Below are 18,664 nucleotides of genomic sequence, written 5' to 3' on the forward strand. Positions count from 1 at the left end.
CTTTTTTCTGTTTCATTCATGCTGCTATGTTTTATTTTTTGAAGATACCAAATGGCTTACCAACAGGTAATACAACTTTTCCGAAGTGCGTATTTAATACTGCAGCTGCTGATCCATAGAATGAAAGCAGTGAAATAAGCATTTCAGAAATTGCTGCTAATTTATGCATCGCATGTGGCATAACACCTAAAGTACTAAATGAAAGACCAATAAATAAGAAATCAATAAGTACAAAAATCATAAATAATACTTTATGTGTTTCCATTGCGCCAATTGTCATAAATAAGCTGAAAATTAAGTAACCAACAAATGCTACTCCAAGTTGCTTTGGATCCACAGTTGCTGCTAATTTTTCACCAAATACTCCAAGTTGAATTAACCATGAAGTCCCAACGCCAAACCAAAACAATGCAAATCCACCAAACGCAGTTGTACCGAATGTATTGTTATGCTTTGCATCGTTAATGCATGCAAATAATTGAGCAAAACCTCCTAAAAAGATTGCCCATGGCACTACAAATGAGATGCCACTTGTTAAGCCAAGTTTTTGTGAGGACGCAACAAGTGTAACCATTGCAAGTCCAAATAAGCCAAGTGCAGACGGATCTGCTGTTGTCATTTTCACATGATGTGTAGTTTGCTTTTCCATAAAACCCTCCTGATTTAAACACATACTTGAATACAATACTGAAATCAGAAGGTACTGTCAATCTTTTTATTGATACACATAAATTATGAATTTTCATAGATGTATTTTTACGAATGCGATGGCAAGAAAAAAACTAGACAAAATTGTCTAGTATCCTTAAGTTATGATAAAGAAGATAATAAAAAACCAAAGCGCATTGCATGCTCTATTTCATCTGTCATCGCCCGAAAGAAAACATCTCGAACGGCTAAGTTTTGCGTTAATAAATAAGCATTTCGATAATCTTCATACGCTTCTAGTTCATCTTCATATGCACGTTCTAATCCTTCTTTATAAGAAGAATATTGAGTTTGCACCACTTGATACGTTGGCTGTTGTCCAGTTAGTGTTGTAAACAATTGTATAAATTGTTGTAAATGTACTTTTTCGTCTTCTAATGCGTGTAAAATATCTTTTTTATGTCTTGCATTTGGCGCTTCCTTTACAAGCCGACTATAAAAATCAATCGCAGCAGCTTCGCCTTTAATAGCTTCTAAAATAGCTTGTGATACTTGGTTATACGTTCCCTCATATACCCGATATAAATGATTATATGAGTTAGGGGTTGCATAGTACATACCTACTCCTCCTCGAAATAATACATTATTACTCTATTGTATGTAGACGCATTAATTCCGTTCAGTTTAGTTTATCCCGCATTAACGAGCAGTAAGACCTCCACTGATGAAAGTTTCACTTTATTTTCGCGTATTAAAAAAGAATATCTTATACTATTACATATATAATGAAAGGAGATTTAGATATATGCGTTATGTAATATTAACAGGAACTTCCCGAGGATTAGGTGAAGCAATTGCTACACAATTATTAGAACAAGAAACGAAACTCATCTCTATATCACGTAAACAAAACGAACAACTTATTGAACAAGCACAACATCTTAATATTCCGTTTGATTTTTATTCGTTTGATCTACAAGAGATTCATCAAATTGAATCATTGATGGCAAATATCTTTTCGAACATTGATGTAAAAACCGTTTCTTCTATTCACCTTATTAATAACGCCGGTATGTTAGCACCAATGAAACCAATTGAGCGTTCAGAAAGTGAGCAATTAATTGCAAATGTCCATGTAAATTTAGTAGCTCCCATGTTACTTTCTTCAGCCTTTATGAAACATACGAAAGACTGGAATATAGACAAACGTATCATTAACATCTCTTCTGGTGCTGGACAAAAACCATACTTTGGCTGGGGAGCATACTGCACCGCCAAAGCTGGTATTAATATGTTCACAAAATGTATTGCAGCAGAAGAAACCGATAAAGGATATCCTGCAAAAATTATTTCTTTTGCGCCAGGTGTTGTAGATACAGAGATGCAAACAGAAATTAGACAAACATCAAAAGAAGACTTTATTAATGTAGACCGTTTCTTAGCCTTGAAAGAAGATGACCATTTACTTTCACCAAATTATGTAGCAAAAGCCGTTATTGATTTATTAGAAACAGATAACTTTCATCAAGGCGGCATTGTACGCATTGATGAAAATTAAAAACTCGCTAGTAGCGAGTTTTTCTATTGTTTAGATTTTAAAAATAATAGAACTGACTCCATAATTAGTTCATAACCAATTTCTTGATAGATTTTGTTAGATGTAGGATTAGCTAGATCAGTATATAATGAGGTCGTCGCATACCCATTGTCTAACATATATTGACTGAGTGCTGATACACAGTTTAAAGCATATCCTTTTTTCCGTTCTATCTTCGGAGTATATACAAAATTAATTGTGACATTACGTTTCGTCGGTCTTGTAATAGCTGCCATCGAAACTAACTGTCCTTTCATTTCCCATCCGAACAAGCGCTGACTTTCAATTAATTCAGCAGCAGTATGCACCGCTTCTTCCCTTGTAATTGCTAAATTTACTTCTTCACAAAAACAATATATCCAATCTTCAATCAAACCTTGTTCTTTTAATTCTATTCGACGGAAAACCCCATTATTTCCGGCTCTCTTCTTTACATACTTTAACCCATATACCCCTTGCTTCATTTTGATTTGAATCGATTTATTTTGAAAATCCGCAAGTTGTTCTGCTAAACACTCTACCATCTGTTTTTCTCCAATTAATCCGGGCACATCAGGATATGCAATCGCTAGTTGTTGTGCAATTTCTCTTATATCATCCTTTTCTAAAGGCGCAGACTTTGCTACAATGGCTTGCTGATGATGCGTTTGAAGCATAACGAATACAAGCTCTCCCTCTTTTGTAGCCGTTGCCATAAATAAGGGAAGCTGCGAGGACCGTAACACACCTAATATTAAATTATTCTCTTGCTCATACGTTTCTAAAAAAGGTAGAATATCATTTTTAAATTGTACAAAATTCGTATATACATTTAGTCGTATCACTATAATCTCTTCTTTCTTTCGAAATATATAGTGATATATTAGCGATTTATAAGTTAAATCCTTCTTTATTTTATGAATGAATGATAGTTGCAACAAGTTTATTGACTTGTTTTTCAGCTTCAGCAAGTTGTTCCTTCACATTCTCTAGCCGCTCTTCCTGCTTTGAAACATTTTCTTTTCTCTCTTTAATCATTCGCTGCATTTGCTGCAGGCTCGGTCCACCGTATACATTTCGCTTTGCAACAAACGAATGCGGTGAAATTATTTCACTCCACTCCTCTTTTGTTAATACAACCTGTAATTCCTTTTGTAAATACATATTAATGTCGACAATATTTAGTTCGTGTAAATCTTTTTTCTGTTCTTCTGAAAGTTTAGCTATATAGCTTGCTGTATAATGAGCACGGCGAAATGGAACATCATACTGCCGAGTTAATGTATCAGCTAATTCAGTTATCGTAATTGCATGCTTTTTTGCACGACTTTGTAATATTTCCTTTTCAACTGTCATCGTACGCACTACTGCATTCATTACACAAATAACTCGAAGCGCTTTCTCAAATCCTTCATATAAATGGGGCTGTAAATCATCTTCTGTATCGACAATATCTCCAAACGGTGTATTATGAATCATTTGAAAAACAGTAAATGCTTCTCCCCAAGCGCTACTCGCAAGAGACCTTGCATGTTCAATTGATACTGGATTGCGTTTTTGCGGCATAATACTACTAATTTGCACATAGGGATTTGCAACTGTAATACCGTTGTACTCTTTCGTAGCTAATAATAAAAAGTCTTGAAGCCATCTACTTATATTTGTCATCATTATCATAAGCGCGCCGCTTGTTTCTAATAAATAATCTGTACTTGCAATCGCGTCGTATGAATTTTCAATTACCTTCGAAAAACCAAGAAGATCCGCAACGCGCTTTCGATTAATTGGAAAACTAGTTGTAGCAAGCGCCGCTGCTCCTAAAGGAGATTGATTTACAATATGATAAGCGTTCCATAATCGCTCCGTATCACGTTGCATCACATCATAAATAGCAAGCAGATAATGACCAAATGTTGTTGGCTGCGCTGGTTGTGTATGTGTATATGCTGGCATAATCGTTTCCATGTGCTCCTCAGCTCGCTCTAGAATACTCTCTTGCAGTAGCATAAAATGCTCGATGTATTGTAGGAGATAACGTCGTAAGCTCATACGATACATCGCCACCCCCATATCATTTCGGCTTCGCCCAATGTGCATATTGCTAACAATATCACTGTCTGCTTCTTGTTGAATCAGATGCTCAACTAAAAAAAAGAGATCTTCATACTCTTTGCTGTATACTAGCTCGTCTAATGGGACAGTTTTTACTTTTTCTACCGCCGCTACAATCTGCTTAGCATTTTGTTTTTGTAGCAAACCTTCCTCTTGCAACATAATGACATGTGCATGGTGAATATGAAACATGTCATCCAATAAATAATTCCGCTGAAAACAGAATATATGTTGTAATATATAATCAGCATATGTTCTCCCTGGAAAGACTACACCTTCTCGCTGTAAAAACTCCTCGCTTCCCTCCCGCATTTCAAATAGCTCCTCTCGCTTATTGATTATTAATCATCATACCCAGCTACTAAAAAAATGTGTTTATCCAAAGAAAAAAACCGATGCATACACATCGGTTTTACTTAATAACAGTTGCTTTATATTTATCACTTTGCAATATTTGAAAATGCAAATTAAGTAAATGTTTACGTAATTCAGCACTGTCTTCCTCATTTACATTATTCGCCAAAAAGACAATCTCTGTGCAGTTTCCATGTTTGTCTGTTGCATATACAGCTTTAGACAAAGACCATGGTGTATACCCATTTTTTTGACCTGCATGTCGAAAATGTTGACGATACCTTTTCCCTTGCATATCTGATTCCACAAGTTGTGACCATTCTTTTTCTTCCTCTTTTGTGAAACCTTTTTGATGGTTTGCTTTCTCTAATAAAATCATATAGTCATTTGCAGAAGCAGCCGGGAGTCTATCTGACCAAATTTTGTCGTACTTTTCTCCCAAGAAAAGCGGAATTTCATTTTGCAGCTGCAGACCTTTTTGTTTTAAACGCTCATGTATTAACATCGCATAACGACAATATTCTTCTTGCGGCATCGTTCTTAACCTATGCGCTAATTGTTGCTTTGGAACATGTAATTCTTTGTATAAATAGCCTGGAATATATAAAGATGAAACAATTGGGAATAATGGCTGGTGTGATGGTAATCCTAATTTATTTATATTTTCATTAATATTCTCTATACCAAGGCGCTCCATTAAATATTCTGTATTTGCATTTGAGCTAAATTTCATCATTCCCCTTGCTACTTGTTCTAACGTAACTGCATTTTCTTCAATAAGTCCTTTTTTCATTAAAACATTTTGCCATCTCTCATGAGCACCGCCATCCGTCTTTGGAACGTAATAACGATTAATATCGTCCATCGACACAAGCTCATTTGGATCAATTTTCCCTTCCCCTACTTGTTTTGTAAACTCCAACGCTACAATGAGCTTCATCGTACTCGCTACAGGTAATACAACATTAGGGTTTATAGAATATACCAATTTATCATTTCGTTTCACTAGCAATGCGCTGTTTTTTTGATCTTTATTTTCTTCTACAAATGACGCAACATATTGTGCATCATCATAGTTTGAACTCCATACTTTTTTCACAAAAAAATTACCTGAGATAATAAATACGAATAAACAAAGTATTGCTATACATAATCCTATTTTCCTCAAATGGAATTCCTCTCCTAAACTTTGTCTTGTAATCTATTATATATAATTCATTCGCAAAACAATAGAGGCGATCTATGAAAAGATCGCCTCTATTGTAACTTGTAAACTTGCATACTGTCTACGTCATAACCCGAATAAAATCTTCAAGAAATTTTTTATAATGTAACTTCCAGCCAATCCTCACCCATTTTTTCATCGCTTCTGCCCTTGGCTGTGGTCTAAAGTCGGCAATACTTTCACCTTTTGCAAGACCATCAATATCAACTTGAACACGACGATATACATATTCTATCAAGGAAGGATTAACAACAGCCATCATTGTTACAACATCATGAATTGGACTTCCAGCTATGTTCGGATTTAATTTTTTATAGGCTTTATAGTAATAATTAAAAATTGGTTCGATTAATTTATTAAAATTTGTTTTTGTATTCTTTGTAATATATGTAACAGTATCAGGAGTAATGACTGCTCCATTTGTTACGTTCAGCGGAATTAATGAAACGTTCTCAGCATATTGCATTACTAAATTTGAAGCAATCGCATCTCCGTGAAAATTTGCTTCTGCAACAGGGGTAACATTTCCTGGAACAAGAAATGCCCCACCCATTATGTAATACTCTTTTACGCTTTTCATCAATTCTTTCTCTAAAATAAAAGCCGTTGCTAAGCTTGTCGAACGGCCCGCATCAACAATAATAAGCTCTCCTTTATATCTTTTAATAATCTCAAACATCTCACAAAACGGTTTCACATTTGCTTTAATCGTTTCAGGTGGACGAATAGGACCTAAGCCTTCTGGCCCATGTATTTCTGGATAATATGTTATAAATCCTCCTGAAAAAGGAATCTTTGCTCCATTAATAATCGGAATATCTTCCCTTCCAGCTATTTGCAATAAATAAGCAGCATTATTCGTTGCCTGCTCTTGAGTAACGTTTCCGTATCCTGTTACAACACCAACAATATCAATATCAGGATGTAATAACCCATACATGATTGCTAACGAATCATCAATACCAGGATCTCCAAGAAACAGTACTTTTTTCAAGACATTCAACTCCATCCTATCAATTGCTATTACTATATGACTGAAAAAAAGTGTACAGAAGTAAAATATAAACGATTTTTTATCCCATACGAAAAAGGGCATGAACAAAATATGATTTTTTTAACAAAATTTATTTTAGTAGCAGGTTATAACAACGTTGGACATATTATGCCAGACGATTATTTTCCCCAAAAACTATTTCATGAAAAAGAACGTGAGATGGACGATAACTACAAAGTTGCCATCATTGCATTAAGATGTTGGAAGGCGAAAACAAGCAGTTGCGAGAACAATTAAAGGTGGGTTACGCAGACGTTTATAGGCACATATAATATAAAGTGCCAAATGTTATTTTAGTGTTATTTCTTCAACTAACACATATTATTTTATCAAGTGGAAAGGCTACCTGATGAAATAAGGAGGTAGCCTAATAGTATGAAATACAGTTTCATCGCCTTTATGATAACATCGTCAGTTTTAAGATTAATCTTACCGAATCAAGGAAGCACTGAAACCGAGAAAATCAGTGTCGGAGAAAAACATACTGATTTTTATGATGCTTTTTTAGTATTGTTAGACCCTTATGCCAGAGAAGCGATTAATAAAAAATTCCCAAATCGTAGTTATGGATTATGGAATGCAGAAATATTAGAGGTTACACGAAGAAAAGGTGGATTTTCTCAATTTGATTTTATAGTGAAAGTTAAATACGACACTTATACAGGTCCACATAATCCACCAGAAGGTCCTGTTACTATAACTTTTGATGTAAATATTGAAGGAATTACTGTAACTGAAATCAAAGGTTAATTTCTGAGTTTATTATTCAATGTAGTGTAGTGTTTGCAAAATAAACTATAATCATTAAAATACCAATAATCCCTGATTCCGATCAAAAAGCAGGTTTTTTTGGAATTTTAATGGATTTAGGGAAATGAATAACCTATTGTTGCTTATTCAAGAAAGGCCCCCGTTTGATTAAGTACAATTATTTACATTCTTGTTTTTATATAAAAGCTGTAAAAGTAACTTACTTTCTTACATTAGTACCCAAATGAAAAAAGGATAATACCTAATCATAGTATTCTTGTTTGTTACTTTCCAACCTGCCCCATTAGCACAAAAAAAAGCTGTCAATTGATAGCTTTGATTTACAACTATGCACTAATTTTTTATTTTTTTTGAGTTTTAATTGTGAAAAATACACCAGTAACTTGATGATGTAGGTCTCTCTCTTCCATATCGTCTTATTTTCTGCCTCCTTCGTCTATTTGATAACTACCGTCCAAAAAATCATCCTTTATTTTCTATTCCACCAAATATAGTGAATCCAATAGAATCAAAGAACAGCTAAACCTTGCGATCCGAAATAAGGAAAGTTAGTCCAAGCAGCAGCATATAATTGAGGATCGTATTTCTGACCACTTTTAAAAAGTGTATAAAATAAATTTGCAATTCTAAAACAAAGATGACCAATTTCCTGTTTCTTTATCATTCCTTCTTCTACTTTACGATCATGGTATGCTTTAAAGACAATAGGCTTACGTTTCCCATTTGCTGACATCATCTCTTTAAGGACTACAGAAACTAACGGGTGCTTTAATTTAATAAAAAGGACAATACATATTAGTTATATAAAATATGTATTGTCCTTTATTTATCGTTTTGTTAATTTAGGTCTTGATAAGACACAACTCTTGCTCTTTTTATGTAAAGATTTTAAATTTGTTGTAACTTACGTGAAAATAACATACTTCCTATAATATAAGCAATAAGTGCTAAACATACTGGAAATACGACTGTATGAACACCAAAAGGATTAGGGAGAAACAGATGAAATCCCATATAAGAGCCAACTCCAACAACAATTGAAGCAAGTGCCCCGGCAGCATTCCCCTTTCTCCAATACAACCCAAGCACAAGCGGCCAAATGAACGCTGCCTCTAAACCACCAAAGGAAAATAAATTTAACCAAATTAAAAAATCAGGCGGCTTAATCGCTGCAGCATAAACAAGTAATCCAACAATCGCTGTAATCCATAGCGTTCCTCTTTTTACTGTTTGAGCAGCAGCATTTTCGTTTATGTAATTTACATAAATATCTTTAATGATGGAAGAACTCACAAGCAATAACAATGCGTTAACTGTCGACATAATAGCTGCCATTGGTGCTGCTAAGAAAACACCAGCAAGCCAAGGAGGCAATACTTTCATCGCAAGCAATGGCATTACTTTATCAGGCACACTCACTCCCGGTAAAACAACACGGGCAAATACACCGGTTAAATGCATACCAATCATAATTGTACCGACGACAACAGTACCGATAATTAAAGCTTGATGCATCGCTTTTGAATTTTTATAAGACATGGCACGTACACTAATTTGCGGTAACCCTACCACTCCAACGCCAATCAAGATCCAATATGAAGACACATATACCTTTGTCAAACTCCCATCTGCTCCAAATGGCGTAATTAAATTCGGATTGATCTGTACAAGTTCTTGTATAATATTTGAAATACCACCACCTGCAATAATCGTACCAATTAAAATAATTGTCGTACCGAGCAGCATAATAAGACCCAGTATTGTATCTGAAAGCGCAACAGCACGAAATCCGCCAATCAAAACATAAACAAGTACAAAAAACGTAAAAAGAAATAAAGACGTTGTATAAGAAAGACCTGTTAACGATTCAATTAATCTTCCACCGCCAACCCACTGCGCAACAGTTGCCGAAAACAAGAAAATAATAATACATAATGCTGATAAAATAACAACAGCTTTATTGTTATATCTTCCTTTCAAGTAATCAATTAACGTAATAGCTTCCATTTTTCTTGCAGTAATCGCAAATTTCTTTCCAAGTACAGTTAGTACAATGTAACCCGTTACAACTTGAATAGCCGACAACAATACCCAGCCAAGCCCCATGTTGTATGCAATTCCAGGCCCACCGATAAAGCTACTTGCGCTACCATACGTCGCAATCATCGTCATCGCTAATAACAATCCACCAAGTTCGCGTCCGCCCAGAAAATATTCTTGCAAAAATTTGTTATGCGCGGTCGTTTGAACACGTCTCGACGCATATATACCAATCAAAAACACAACAATAAAACATAAAATCATTGGAATAATTACATACCAGTTCATTTTCATTCCTCACTCTTCTCTTCCTCATCAAACGAAACATCTTGAAATACGAAACGGACAACAAATACAATAAGTAAAACCATTACAATAAATCCTACTATACAACTATAAAAGAACCAGGCTGGAAACCCTAGTACATATGTATATTCTTTTGGATTGCCACTACCTAATCCATATGCGAAACCGTACCATAATAGAAAGTTGATAACAGCAAGTCCAATTCCGATCCACGCTTCACGATGTGCGATGCGAAAACGCGGATCATCATGATGTTGATTCATTTCTTCCTCCTCCTTTCACGATGTATTATTGTACCATTGTTTGTATCGTTTTTCCTATAAAAAAAGCAAAATGAATATCTCTTGTGCATAATATTAGACTTACATCACAAAATTACATATTTTTAACAATTGTAACATAAATAAGATTGAAATTTCTGACTTTTTAAGTTACGATTGAAATTGGATGTCCTTCACCTAGTTTATCCCGCACTAACGGGCAGTAAAACTCCCATCTCAAGATTTTGAGAGAACAAAAAAGATAGATGGGAGATAACTACTGGCATGTGCCCGATTGGTGAGAGCTTTCCATCAGTGGGAAATAAAGAAAAACCTCTACTGATAGAAGCCTCGCTTTATCCGGCAACTCCTCTTTTATTTGGAATAAATGCAGTATTTTACTGCGTTTACATTATATATTTTTAAGGGGGTTATATAATGAGCCAACTAGCTGTGAATCTCCATGAAAAAGTAGAGAAATTTTTACAAGGAACAAAGAAACTATATGTAAATGGGGCCTTTATTGAAAGCGCTTCCGGAAAAACATTTAAAACACCAAATCCAGCAACTGGTGATACGTTAGCTGTTGTATATGAAGGCGGACGTGAAGATATTCATAAAGCTGTCGTAGCAGCACGTCAAGCGTTTGATGAAGGACCATGGTCACGTATGAGCGGTGCTGAACGTAGCCGTTTCATGTACAAGCTTGCTGATTTAATGGAAAAACATAAAGATGAGCTTGCACAACTTGAAACATTAGACAACGGAAAACCAATTCAAGAAACAACAACTGCAGATATTCCTCTTGCAATTGAACATATGCGTTATTATGCTGGATGGGCAACAAAATTAGTCGGTCAAACAATTCCTGTTTCAGGAGATTATTTTAATTATACACGCCATGAACCCGTTGGTGTTGTTGGTCAAATTATCCCATGGAACTTCCCGCTTTTAATGGCGATGTGGAAGCTGGGAGCAGCACTAGCAACTGGATGTACCGTCGTACTAAAACCAGCAGAACAAACTCCTCTTTCCGCACTATATTTAGCTGAATTGATAGAAGAAGCTGGATTCCCAAAAGGTGTTATTAACATTATACCTGGATACGGTGAAACGGCTGGTCAAGCTCTTGTCAGTCATCCTCTCGTTGATAAAATTGCTTTCACAGGCTCAACTGAAGTTGGGAAACATATTATGAAAGAAGCATCCCAATCATTAAAACGCGTAACATTAGAGCTTGGTGGTAAATCACCAAATATTATTCTACCTGATGCCGATTTATCTCGTGCAATTCCAGCAGCACTTTCTGGTGTTATGTTTAACCAAGGACAAGTATGTTGTGCTGGATCTCGCTTGTTCATACCAAAGAAAATGTATGATAATGTTGTCGCAGATCTTGCCTTATATTCAAAGAGCTTAACGCAAGGATCTGGATTAGATCCACAAACAAACATTGGTCCCCTCGTATCAGAAGAACAACAAAATCGAGTGATGGGCTATATTGAAAAAGGAAAAAATGAAGGAGCAGAAATATTAGTTGGCGGAAATAAACCTTACGAACACGGTTATTATGTTGCTCCAACAATTTTCGCAGCTGTACAAGATGAAATGACGATTGCGAAAGAAGAAATTTTTGGTCCTGTCGTTGCTGCAATGCCATTTGATGACATTGATGAGGTTATTGAACGCGCTAACAAATCAGCATATGGATTAGCTGCCGGTTTGTGGACAGAAAACTTGAAGAATGCGCATTATGTTGCAAGTAAATTACGAGCTGGAACAGTATGGGTAAACTGTTATAACGTCTTTGATGCAGCCTCTCCGTTTGGAGGTTATAAACAGTCAGGTCTTGGACGTGAAATGGGCTCTTACGCGTTAAATAACTATACAGAAGTAAAAAGCGTTTGGATTAACTTAAACTAAAAAAAGGTCTTGCCAATTGGCAAGACCTTTTCCTTGTTCTAACAAACTGACAGCCTTACTCCTTTTTATACTTGTAACCCCCCACTTACATTTAGCACTTCCCCAGTAATGTAAGAAGCAAAATCTGATGCTAGAAAGGCAGCTGCATGTGCAATATCTTGCGGTGCTCCGATTCGCCCTGCTGGAATGGCTGCAATCATCTTTTCCTTTACTTTATCCGGTATGGCTTGCGTCATATCGGTGTCCATAAATCCAGGACAAATTGCATTACATGTAACACCAAATCCAGCTGCTTCTTTTGATGCTGTTTTTGTAAGCCCAATTACACCCGCTTTAGCAGCAGCATAGTTTGCTTGACCAATATTTCCTTGCCAGCTAATTGAAGAAATATTAATAATACGTCCATATTGTTGTTTACGCATATACAAAAGTGCTGGTTGCATACAGTTAAATACACCCGTTACATTTACTTGCAATACTTGCTCCCATGCTGTTTTTTCCATTTTATGCAACATTGCATCTCGTGTAATTCCAGCATTATTTACTAAAATATGCAATGCACCGTATGTTTGAATCGCATACTCAATTAGCGATTTTGCATCCGTATGGCTGCTTACATCACAAACATAAGCCCTTACATCATATCCTTCTTGCAATAACTGTGTTGTCGTACTGTTTAAAGCTTCTTGATTAATATCACTTAGTAATACTTTCGCTCCTAAAGTGCCAAATACACGTGCAATTTCTTTTCCAATCCCTTGTGCTGCACCTGTAACAACAGCTGTTTTCCCCTCTAAAAAATTCATCCTTCTCCCTCGCTTTTTCTATGTATTTTCTATATATTTCGTCTTATGTATTTCATTCTCCTTTTTTGCATAAAAAAGTCTATTTGTGTCACACTATAATTGAAACTTAGCATAACACAAGGAGATTGTGTGAGATGAAAAAAAAGAATTTACAGCAAAACAAAGTGTCCGATGGAATTGATGTTGAGTTTTCTCAAGAACTCGCTAACCAAGATGACTTAGAAGCTCAAGCTCGTGCAGATGCTGCAGATGCACGTCAAAAACACCAACCAAACAAAAAATAAACCGAGGACATATTCTCGGTTTATTTTTTGTATTTTTTCACATAATGCGCAAAGGTAAGTAAGGGAAATAAGCGATGATAACTATGATAACGAATATAAAATTCCCCAGGCAATCCTGCTCCAGTTGGATATTCAATATGTTCTAAAGAATGCTCTAGCAAATAATTGATTCCCTTTTGAATATATGTTGTTTCCGTATCATGTACAGCGATTAGGGCATCTAAAGCCCATGCCGTTTGAGAAGGTGTACTAAAAGGTATTGAAATAAACCGCTTTTCTTTACTACTTTTACACGATTCTCCCCAGCCGCCATCACGATGTTGAATCGTTTCTAACCACCGCGCCGCTTTTTCTAACGTTGGATGATTTGCTGGCAATCCGTTTGCCCGCAGACCTGTTACAGCAGCCCATGTACCATATATGTAACAAACTCCCCATTTTCCATACCAAGAACCATTTTGTTCTTGATTACGGAGGAGCCATTGCATTGCCCGTTGCAAATCATATGCACTTATTTTATTTGGCGCATAAGTTCCAAAAAACTCAAGCACCCTCCCTGTTAAATCTGCTGTAGACGGATCAAGAATCATATCTTCTGCACTATCGAGAGGAACATGCGCAAACATATGCTTATTAACATCCTTCTCAAACGCTCCCCAGCCTCCATCTTTATTCTGCATTCCAAGAATCCACTGTATCCCCTTATTCCAAGCTTGTTTTACTTTCTTATCTTTCTTCGCAATGTAAGTAAGTGAACGTAGCGCCGCTGTTGTATCATCACAATCTGGCGCAATGGTATTCGAATCGGTAAATCCCCATCCGCCAGGAGGTAAAGAAGGTGCATGAACATGCCAATCCCCATAAGAAGTATGCTGTTTCTTTAATAAATAGCGATTTGCTCGTTCAATCATCGCATCATCTTCTGACACATTTGCTTCTTGCAAAGCATAACTCAAAAGAGCAGTATCCCACACTGTTGAAGGTGAGTTTTGCAAATGGGCACCATTTTTTGTATTCCATATGTACGACTGTATCCCTGATACACCTTTCTCAATAATAGGAGAATGTCTAGAATGACCGAGAGCAAGGAGAGCGTAAATCATATAAAAAGTAGCGCTCGCATAAGTGTAAAGTGTTCCATTTCCTTCTATACGTTCTAGCATAAAACGTTCCGCTGCTTTATATCCTTTTTGATGAAGAGAATATGGATAAGAAATGAGTTTTTTCCCTTCTGATAAAATCGTTTGCAAAACAGAAGAGCGTTTATTATGAAACCAATCTGATTTATTCGCACCCACTATGTAACTAAGATTAGGAATAATATTTTCTTCTATTACAAATTTCTTATTCATACAAATGAGCGTAGGAACGAAATGAATACGTGCAGAATTACTCAATTCATACATACTAAACGGGGAATGATCCGGTAGAAAGAAAAAAGTCATGGGAAAATGAAACAATGCAGGGTAATCGTATTGCCCATGTAAGGCTAACATAAACTTCGTCATAAAATGAGCGTTTGTAATGCCACCTTGTTCAAGAATAAATTGTTCTGCACGGCGCAGCACATAGTCTTCTTTCTTAAATTTCCTAGAAGCTAACAATGCAGTATACACTTGAATTGTAGCTGAAAGATTTCCATTCAGCTCATCTTCATACAATTTCCATGTCCCTTCATTTGCTTGTAAAGAAATTAGTCTTGTCACAAATGGCTCTATTTCTTTTTCTCTTCGTAACGTACGTAATAATAAAATCATATGACAATCAGTTAATGGGGATCCCTCAAAGCAAAAACGCCATGTTCCATCTCTTTGCTGCATCGTACGTAACGCTGTAATTTGTCTCTCCATTTCCTGCTTTACTTTGTCATACAGCAGCATAGATGTCCCCCCTCTTTATTGAATCCATATACAATATTCAATAACATACGTAAATATGTGTAAAACAAAAAAGCAAAGTGAAGTTGATTCCTCACTTTGCTTACGAACAATACCAAATCGCAACAACAATTCCTAAAATTGCCCCGACAATGACTTGATATGGCGTATGACCGACAAGTTCATTCAATTTTTTATACTCTGTTTGTCTTCCATGAAAAAAGTCATTTAAAATTTTTGCTTGTTTACTTACAGCAAGTCTTACTCCTGATGCGTCATACATGACAATAATCGCAAAAATCGTCGCAATTGCAAATACAGAGCTCGTAATTCCTTCTTCAATCCCAATTGCTATTGCTAACGCTGTGACAGTGGAAGAATGAGAACTCGGCATTCCACCAGAGGCAAAAAACTGTGCAAAATCAAATTCTCTCTTTTTTACTAAAGTGATTATAACTTTTGTAAGTTGTGCTAAGAACCAAGCAATCACTGCAGACATTAATGGGTTGTTATGTAAAATCGTCTCCATAATTCGCACCTCACCGCTTATAATGGAATATCCTTACTTACATTATAAAGAAAACGGCATACATAATACTATGCCGTTTTACGAAACTTTTGCAGATTTATTTTTTATAAATTTCGGCTGCTTATTTAACATAAATTTCGTTTTCGCTATCGAAAATGTAAATAACGCAATCCAAATAAAGAAAAATGCTATCATATGAGTCCCTGTAAAATGTTCATGAAAGACAAAAATTCCTAATACAAGACTGATTGTCGGTGCAATATATTGCAAAAATCCGACCATTGATAACGGAATAAGCTTTGTACCTTTTGCAAAATATAAAAGCGGTAATGCAGTAACAATACCAGCACCAGCTAAAAGTAACGTCGACGTAATCGAAACTGATCCAAATGAACCAATTCCTTGAACACCTAACATTCCTAAATATACAAGAGCAATCGGCATTACAAGCATCGTTTCCATCGTAAGCCCAATCATTGAATCATAATCTAATAATTTCTTTGATAAACCATATAAACCAAATGTACATGCTAACGAAATCGCAATCCACGGAATGGATCCATAGTGAACTGTTAAAATTGCAACCCCAAATGCCGCTAACCCTACGGCAACATATTGCCAAAAATTGAGTTTTTCTTTTAAAACGAGCGTGCCAAGTAAAATACTAACAAGCGGATTAATATAATAACCTAGACTTGCTTCAATCACATGATTATGATTAACAGCCCATATGTACACAAACCAGTTCCCGCTAATTAATATAGAAGCAACAGTTAATGACATGAATAATTTAGGACGTTTAAAAAGTTGCACAAGCTCACTCGCAAATTGACCAAAACGTTTGCAAATCAATAAAACAAGTAACATAAAAGCGAATGCCCAAACGATACGATGAGCTAAAATTTCTTCTGCAGGAACTTCATCTATCAGTTTCCAATAAAGTGGTAGAACTCCCCACATCATATATGCACTTGCCGCATATATAATCCCCTTTTTTTGCGCTTCCATTTGACTCCCCTCTTTTCTTTTTTCTTCATTATAAAGTGTCCTTCTACCTTTTTACAATTTTCCGCTACATAACTTTTTCACACGGACCACCTTACTATAATATCCAAAAGATATATGCTCCCGCAGCCGCAAGGAATGGAATACCAAACACAAACTTATTTTTATGTGTCTTATGATGAAACATATACATCCCAATCCAAGCTCCAATTCCTCCCCCTGCTGCTGCGACTAAAAACAACGTACTCTCCGGCGTACGCCACTGCTTCTTCTTTGCTTTTCTTTTATCTAGTCCCATCATCATAAAAGCGAGAACATTAATAATTACAAAATAACCCCATTTCAGCATATTATTAAACCTCTTTCATACATTTTCCCAATCAATTATTTATCCCGTACTAACGGGCAGTAAGCCTCCACTGATAGGAGGTTCAATTTATTATACACTCATTTTATTTTTTAGTTTTATAAATATGTAACAATGATTTTATCTAATCAAACAAAAAATATTGACTATGATAATTATTTTGTGATATTATAAATAATTTTACTTATCATCTTATATATGATAAACTTAGAAAGGTTACCATATGGAGGTGGATTATTTGTTTCAAATTGGCGATAAAATTGTTTATCCAATGCACGGAGCAGGTGTGATTGAAGCCCTAGAAGAAAAAGAAATCCTAGGAGAAAAACAAAAATATTATGTAATAAGAATACCAATTAGTAATATGGAAGTAATGATTCCGATGAAAAAAATGATACAATTACGTATACGATTAATTGCCGATAAGCTTACATTAGAAAATGTATTACTTATTTTGCAGTACGGCGAATCAGATGATTCACTCTCATGGAAGCAAAGATATACCCAAAACATGGAGAAAATGAAGACGGGTGAAATACAAGAAGGTGCTGAAGTAGTTCGCGACTTAATACGTAGGAATAAAGTAAGGGCACTTAATACAAGTGAAAAACAAATGTTAGACAACGCACAAAAAATTTTAATTAGTGAATTAAGTTTAATTAAAGGAATTACTGAAAATCAGGCAATTGATTTGTTAAATACGAAAGTCGGCTAGGTAAAGAAATCCTTTTAAAACCGTTTTGAACTTGATTTTAAATTATATAAGATACCTAAAACGACAAAATAGCCTACATCTATTTTGTTTTTTTTTTGCTTTATGTACCTCAATATGATATAATTGCAAATACGATTTGATTATAGGAACATTACCCTCTAAGAAAAAATTCTTTTTCCTCTAAATGAATTATTCTCACCACTTTTTATTCTCATACTTCTAAGTATACGATGAGGTTCATTTATCCAAGCATTGTTTTTGGATATCCCGATTCATACTGGCACGGTCATCGGAGCCGTAAGGACGAAAGAGAGGTAGGGCTTTCGTTGTTTTGAGGTTTCAAAAACGATAATGAACATTTACTGTTCTTATCTTCCATTTTAACGTAAAAACGATAACAGATTTAAATATATGCTTATATTTGCTCGGTTCATATAAATAGGAAACACATCTTTAGTAATATTATAAAAGTTTTTTATATGAAAACAATCAAGACAGTAAAATGGTTTAATAGTGAAAAAGGATTTGAATGTACGAAGTACAAAATGATAGTAATGTTACAGTAAATTGCATTCAAACAAGTTAACAGAGGTCAAAACCTAAGAATGTTGTAAAACTATAAGAAAACGAAAAGAACATGCAACAGTTTGCTGCATGTTCTTTATTATTCTTCTCCAGTTTCTCTCTCATCTCCACTGATACATTCATGAATTGATTGACTCTCTTTCTCCTCCATACAAATCATCGCACGATAAATTTCTGAATATAGACCAAACACTTGATACACACTTCCAAGAAACGGCATCAGAATC

General features: G+C 35.5%; 21 protein-coding genes. 6 read left to right on the plus strand and 15 right to left on the minus strand.

Annotation, left to right across the window (positions count from 1 at the left end; genetic code table 11):
• Window positions 1-31: 31 nt before the first annotated feature.
• Together NKR74_RS13810 and NKR74_RS13815 are read right to left on the minus strand one after the other, a co-directional pair.
• Window positions 32-649 carry an acetate uptake transporter gene (locus NKR74_RS13810; protein WP_098309874.1) on the minus strand — a complete coding sequence of 206 codons (618 nt, stop codon included), beginning with the start codon at window positions 647-649 and terminating at the stop codon, window positions 32-34.
• 161 nt (window positions 650-810) lie between these two features.
• Complete coding sequence (locus NKR74_RS13815) at window positions 811-1,266, minus strand: ferritin family protein (RefSeq protein ID WP_098309875.1); 456 nt, start codon at window positions 1,264-1,266, stop codon at window positions 811-813.
• A 187-nt stretch (window positions 1,267-1,453) separates the two neighbouring features.
• Between NKR74_RS13815 and NKR74_RS13820 the strand changes: the two genes are divergently transcribed.
• Complete coding sequence (locus tag NKR74_RS13820) at window positions 1,454-2,206, plus strand: (S)-benzoin forming benzil reductase (protein WP_253629936.1); 753 nt, start codon at window positions 1,454-1,456, stop codon at window positions 2,204-2,206.
• A gap of 23 nt (window positions 2,207-2,229) precedes the next feature.
• On the opposite strand, the gene NKR74_RS13825 is transcribed toward NKR74_RS13820, so the two are convergent.
• The 4 genes from NKR74_RS13825 to NKR74_RS13840 all read right to left on the minus strand — a co-directional run bounded on the left by NKR74_RS13825 (window position 2,230) and on the right by NKR74_RS13840 (window position 6,924).
• Window positions 2,230-3,069: a GNAT family N-acetyltransferase gene (locus NKR74_RS13825; protein ID WP_098309877.1), complete on the minus strand. Its 840-nt coding sequence runs from the start codon at window positions 3,067-3,069 to the stop codon at window positions 2,230-2,232.
• Between the two features lie 70 nt (window positions 3,070-3,139).
• The gene (gene argH / locus NKR74_RS13830) at window positions 3,140-4,648 is read right to left on the minus strand and encodes an argininosuccinate lyase (protein WP_253629937.1); all 1,509 of its coding nucleotides are present in this window, start codon (window positions 4,646-4,648) and stop codon (window positions 3,140-3,142) included.
• A 100-nt stretch (window positions 4,649-4,748) separates the two neighbouring features.
• Entirely contained in the window at window positions 4,749-5,849 is a 1,101-nt protein-coding gene (locus tag NKR74_RS13835; RefSeq protein WP_375337702.1) for a serine hydrolase, read from the minus strand.
• Window positions 5,850-5,976: 127 nt separating this feature from the next.
• A complete protein-coding gene (locus tag NKR74_RS13840) occupies window positions 5,977-6,924 on the minus strand; it encodes a nucleoside hydrolase (protein ID WP_253629939.1) in 948 nt (315 codons plus the stop codon).
• A 96-nt stretch (window positions 6,925-7,020) separates the two neighbouring features.
• On the opposite strand from NKR74_RS13840, the gene NKR74_RS13845 reads away from it, so the two are divergent.
• Both NKR74_RS13845 and NKR74_RS13850 read left to right on the plus strand, forming a co-directional pair.
• Entirely contained in the window at window positions 7,021-7,206 is a 186-nt protein-coding gene (locus NKR74_RS13845) for a hypothetical protein (RefSeq protein WP_253629940.1), read from the plus strand.
• A gap of 138 nt (window positions 7,207-7,344) precedes the next feature.
• Entirely contained in the window at window positions 7,345-7,719 is a 375-nt protein-coding gene (locus tag NKR74_RS13850) for a DUF3888 domain-containing protein (RefSeq protein WP_253629941.1), read from the plus strand.
• 529 nt (window positions 7,720-8,248) lie between these two features.
• On the opposite strand, the gene NKR74_RS13855 is transcribed toward NKR74_RS13850, so the two are convergent.
• From NKR74_RS13855 to NKR74_RS13865, 3 genes are all read right to left on the minus strand, one after another.
• A complete protein-coding gene (locus tag NKR74_RS13855) occupies window positions 8,249-8,473 on the minus strand; it encodes a hypothetical protein (RefSeq protein WP_253629942.1) in 225 nt (74 codons plus the stop codon).
• Between the two features lie 155 nt (window positions 8,474-8,628).
• Window positions 8,629-10,068 carry a sodium/pantothenate symporter gene (gene panF / locus NKR74_RS13860; protein WP_098309930.1) on the minus strand — a complete coding sequence of 480 codons (1,440 nt, stop codon included), beginning with the start codon at window positions 10,066-10,068 and terminating at the stop codon, window positions 8,629-8,631.
• Window positions 10,069-10,070: 2 nt separating this feature from the next.
• The gene (locus NKR74_RS13865; protein WP_098309883.1) at window positions 10,071-10,349 is read right to left on the minus strand and encodes a YhdT family protein; all 279 of its coding nucleotides are present in this window, start codon (window positions 10,347-10,349) and stop codon (window positions 10,071-10,073) included.
• Window positions 10,350-10,784: 435 nt separating this feature from the next.
• Here NKR74_RS13865 and NKR74_RS13870 point away from each other — a divergent pair, with 435 nt between their 5' ends.
• Window positions 10,785-12,269 carry an aldehyde dehydrogenase family protein gene (locus tag NKR74_RS13870; RefSeq protein ID WP_098309884.1) on the plus strand — a complete coding sequence of 495 codons (1,485 nt, stop codon included), beginning with the start codon at window positions 10,785-10,787 and terminating at the stop codon, window positions 12,267-12,269.
• Window positions 12,270-12,334: 65 nt separating this feature from the next.
• On the opposite strand, the gene fabG is transcribed toward NKR74_RS13870, so the two are convergent.
• Window positions 12,335-13,075 carry a 3-oxoacyl-ACP reductase FabG gene (fabG, locus tag NKR74_RS13875; protein ID WP_098309885.1) on the minus strand — a complete coding sequence of 247 codons (741 nt, stop codon included), beginning with the start codon at window positions 13,073-13,075 and terminating at the stop codon, window positions 12,335-12,337.
• Between the two features lie 134 nt (window positions 13,076-13,209).
• Between fabG and NKR74_RS13880 the strand changes: the two genes are divergently transcribed.
• Window positions 13,210-13,359, plus strand: coding sequence for a YfhD family protein (locus NKR74_RS13880; RefSeq protein WP_253629943.1), 150 nt, complete (start codon window positions 13,210-13,212; stop codon window positions 13,357-13,359).
• 20 nt (window positions 13,360-13,379) lie between these two features.
• Here NKR74_RS13880 and shc read toward each other — a convergent pair whose 3' ends face one another.
• The 4 genes from shc to NKR74_RS13900 form a co-directional block, all read right to left on the minus strand.
• On the minus strand, window positions 13,380-15,239 hold the full coding sequence (gene shc, locus NKR74_RS13885; protein ID WP_253629944.1) for a squalene--hopene cyclase: 1,860 nt from the start codon (window positions 15,237-15,239) through the stop codon (window positions 13,380-13,382).
• A gap of 100 nt (window positions 15,240-15,339) precedes the next feature.
• Window positions 15,340-15,765 (minus strand): divergent PAP2 family protein, encoded by a 426-nt coding sequence (locus NKR74_RS13890; protein ID WP_098309888.1) that lies wholly within the window; start codon window positions 15,763-15,765, stop codon window positions 15,340-15,342.
• Between the two features lie 78 nt (window positions 15,766-15,843).
• A complete protein-coding gene (rarD, locus tag NKR74_RS13895) occupies window positions 15,844-16,773 on the minus strand; it encodes an EamA family transporter RarD (protein WP_253629945.1) in 930 nt (309 codons plus the stop codon).
• Between the two features lie 94 nt (window positions 16,774-16,867).
• Window positions 16,868-17,116, minus strand: coding sequence for a DUF1294 domain-containing protein (locus NKR74_RS13900; protein WP_098309931.1), 249 nt, complete (start codon window positions 17,114-17,116; stop codon window positions 16,868-16,870).
• Between the two features lie 259 nt (window positions 17,117-17,375).
• On the opposite strand from NKR74_RS13900, the gene NKR74_RS13905 reads away from it, so the two are divergent.
• Window positions 17,376-17,852, plus strand: a complete 477-nt coding sequence (locus NKR74_RS13905; protein WP_375337670.1) for a CarD family transcriptional regulator — start codon at window positions 17,376-17,378, stop codon at window positions 17,850-17,852.
• Between the two features lie 664 nt (window positions 17,853-18,516).
• Here NKR74_RS13905 and NKR74_RS13910 read toward each other — a convergent pair.
• On the minus strand, window positions 18,517-18,657 hold the full coding sequence (locus NKR74_RS13910) for a phosphonate ABC transporter permease (RefSeq protein WP_098309891.1): 141 nt from the start codon (window positions 18,655-18,657) through the stop codon (window positions 18,517-18,519).
• Between the last annotated feature and the right edge of the window lie 7 nt (window positions 18,658-18,664).

Origin of the sequence: Bacillus sp. 3103sda1 (assembly GCF_024159135.1) — a bacterium.
Classification (GTDB): domain Bacteria; phylum Bacillota; class Bacilli; order Bacillales; family Bacillaceae_G; genus Bacillus_A; species Bacillus_A rhizoplanae.

Excerpts from the sequence above, each read along its gene's own strand:
- NKR74_RS13910 (WP_098309891.1), bottom strand. The coding sequence starts at position 18,657 with ATGCCGTTTCTTGGAAGTGTGTATCAAGTGTTTGGTCTATATTCAGAA.
- argH (WP_253629937.1), bottom strand. The coding sequence starts at position 4,648 with ATGCGGGAGGGAAGCGAGGAGTTTTTACAGCGAGAAGGTGTAGTCTTT.
- panF (WP_098309930.1), bottom strand. The coding sequence starts at position 10,068 with ATGAACTGGTATGTAATTATTCCAATGATTTTATGTTTTATTGTTGTG.
- rarD (WP_253629945.1), bottom strand. The coding sequence starts at position 16,773 with ATGGAAGCGCAAAAAAAGGGGATTATATATGCGGCAAGTGCATATATG.
- NKR74_RS13815 (WP_098309875.1), bottom strand. The coding sequence starts at position 1,266 with ATGTACTATGCAACCCCTAACTCATATAATCATTTATATCGGGTATAT.
- NKR74_RS13820 (WP_253629936.1), top strand. The coding sequence starts at position 1,454 with ATGCGTTATGTAATATTAACAGGAACTTCCCGAGGATTAGGTGAAGCA.
- NKR74_RS13855 (WP_253629942.1), bottom strand. The coding sequence starts at position 8,473 with ATGTCAGCAAATGGGAAACGTAAGCCTATTGTCTTTAAAGCATACCAT.
- NKR74_RS13850 (WP_253629941.1), top strand. The coding sequence starts at position 7,345 with ATGAAATACAGTTTCATCGCCTTTATGATAACATCGTCAGTTTTAAGA.
- NKR74_RS13810 (WP_098309874.1), bottom strand. The coding sequence starts at position 649 with ATGGAAAAGCAAACTACACATCATGTGAAAATGACAACAGCAGATCCG.
- NKR74_RS13840 (WP_253629939.1), bottom strand. The coding sequence starts at position 6,924 with ATGGAGTTGAATGTCTTGAAAAAAGTACTGTTTCTTGGAGATCCTGGT.
- shc (WP_253629944.1), bottom strand. The coding sequence starts at position 15,239 with ATGCTGCTGTATGACAAAGTAAAGCAGGAAATGGAGAGACAAATTACA.
- NKR74_RS13870 (WP_098309884.1), top strand. The coding sequence starts at position 10,785 with ATGAGCCAACTAGCTGTGAATCTCCATGAAAAAGTAGAGAAATTTTTA.
- fabG (WP_098309885.1), bottom strand. The coding sequence starts at position 13,075 with ATGAATTTTTTAGAGGGGAAAACAGCTGTTGTTACAGGTGCAGCACAA.
- NKR74_RS13890 (WP_098309888.1), bottom strand. The coding sequence starts at position 15,765 with ATGGAGACGATTTTACATAACAACCCATTAATGTCTGCAGTGATTGCT.
- NKR74_RS13865 (WP_098309883.1), bottom strand. The coding sequence starts at position 10,349 with ATGAATCAACATCATGATGATCCGCGTTTTCGCATCGCACATCGTGAA.
- NKR74_RS13880 (WP_253629943.1), top strand. The coding sequence starts at position 13,210 with ATGAAAAAAAAGAATTTACAGCAAAACAAAGTGTCCGATGGAATTGAT.
- NKR74_RS13845 (WP_253629940.1), top strand. The coding sequence starts at position 7,021 with ATGATTTTTTTAACAAAATTTATTTTAGTAGCAGGTTATAACAACGTT.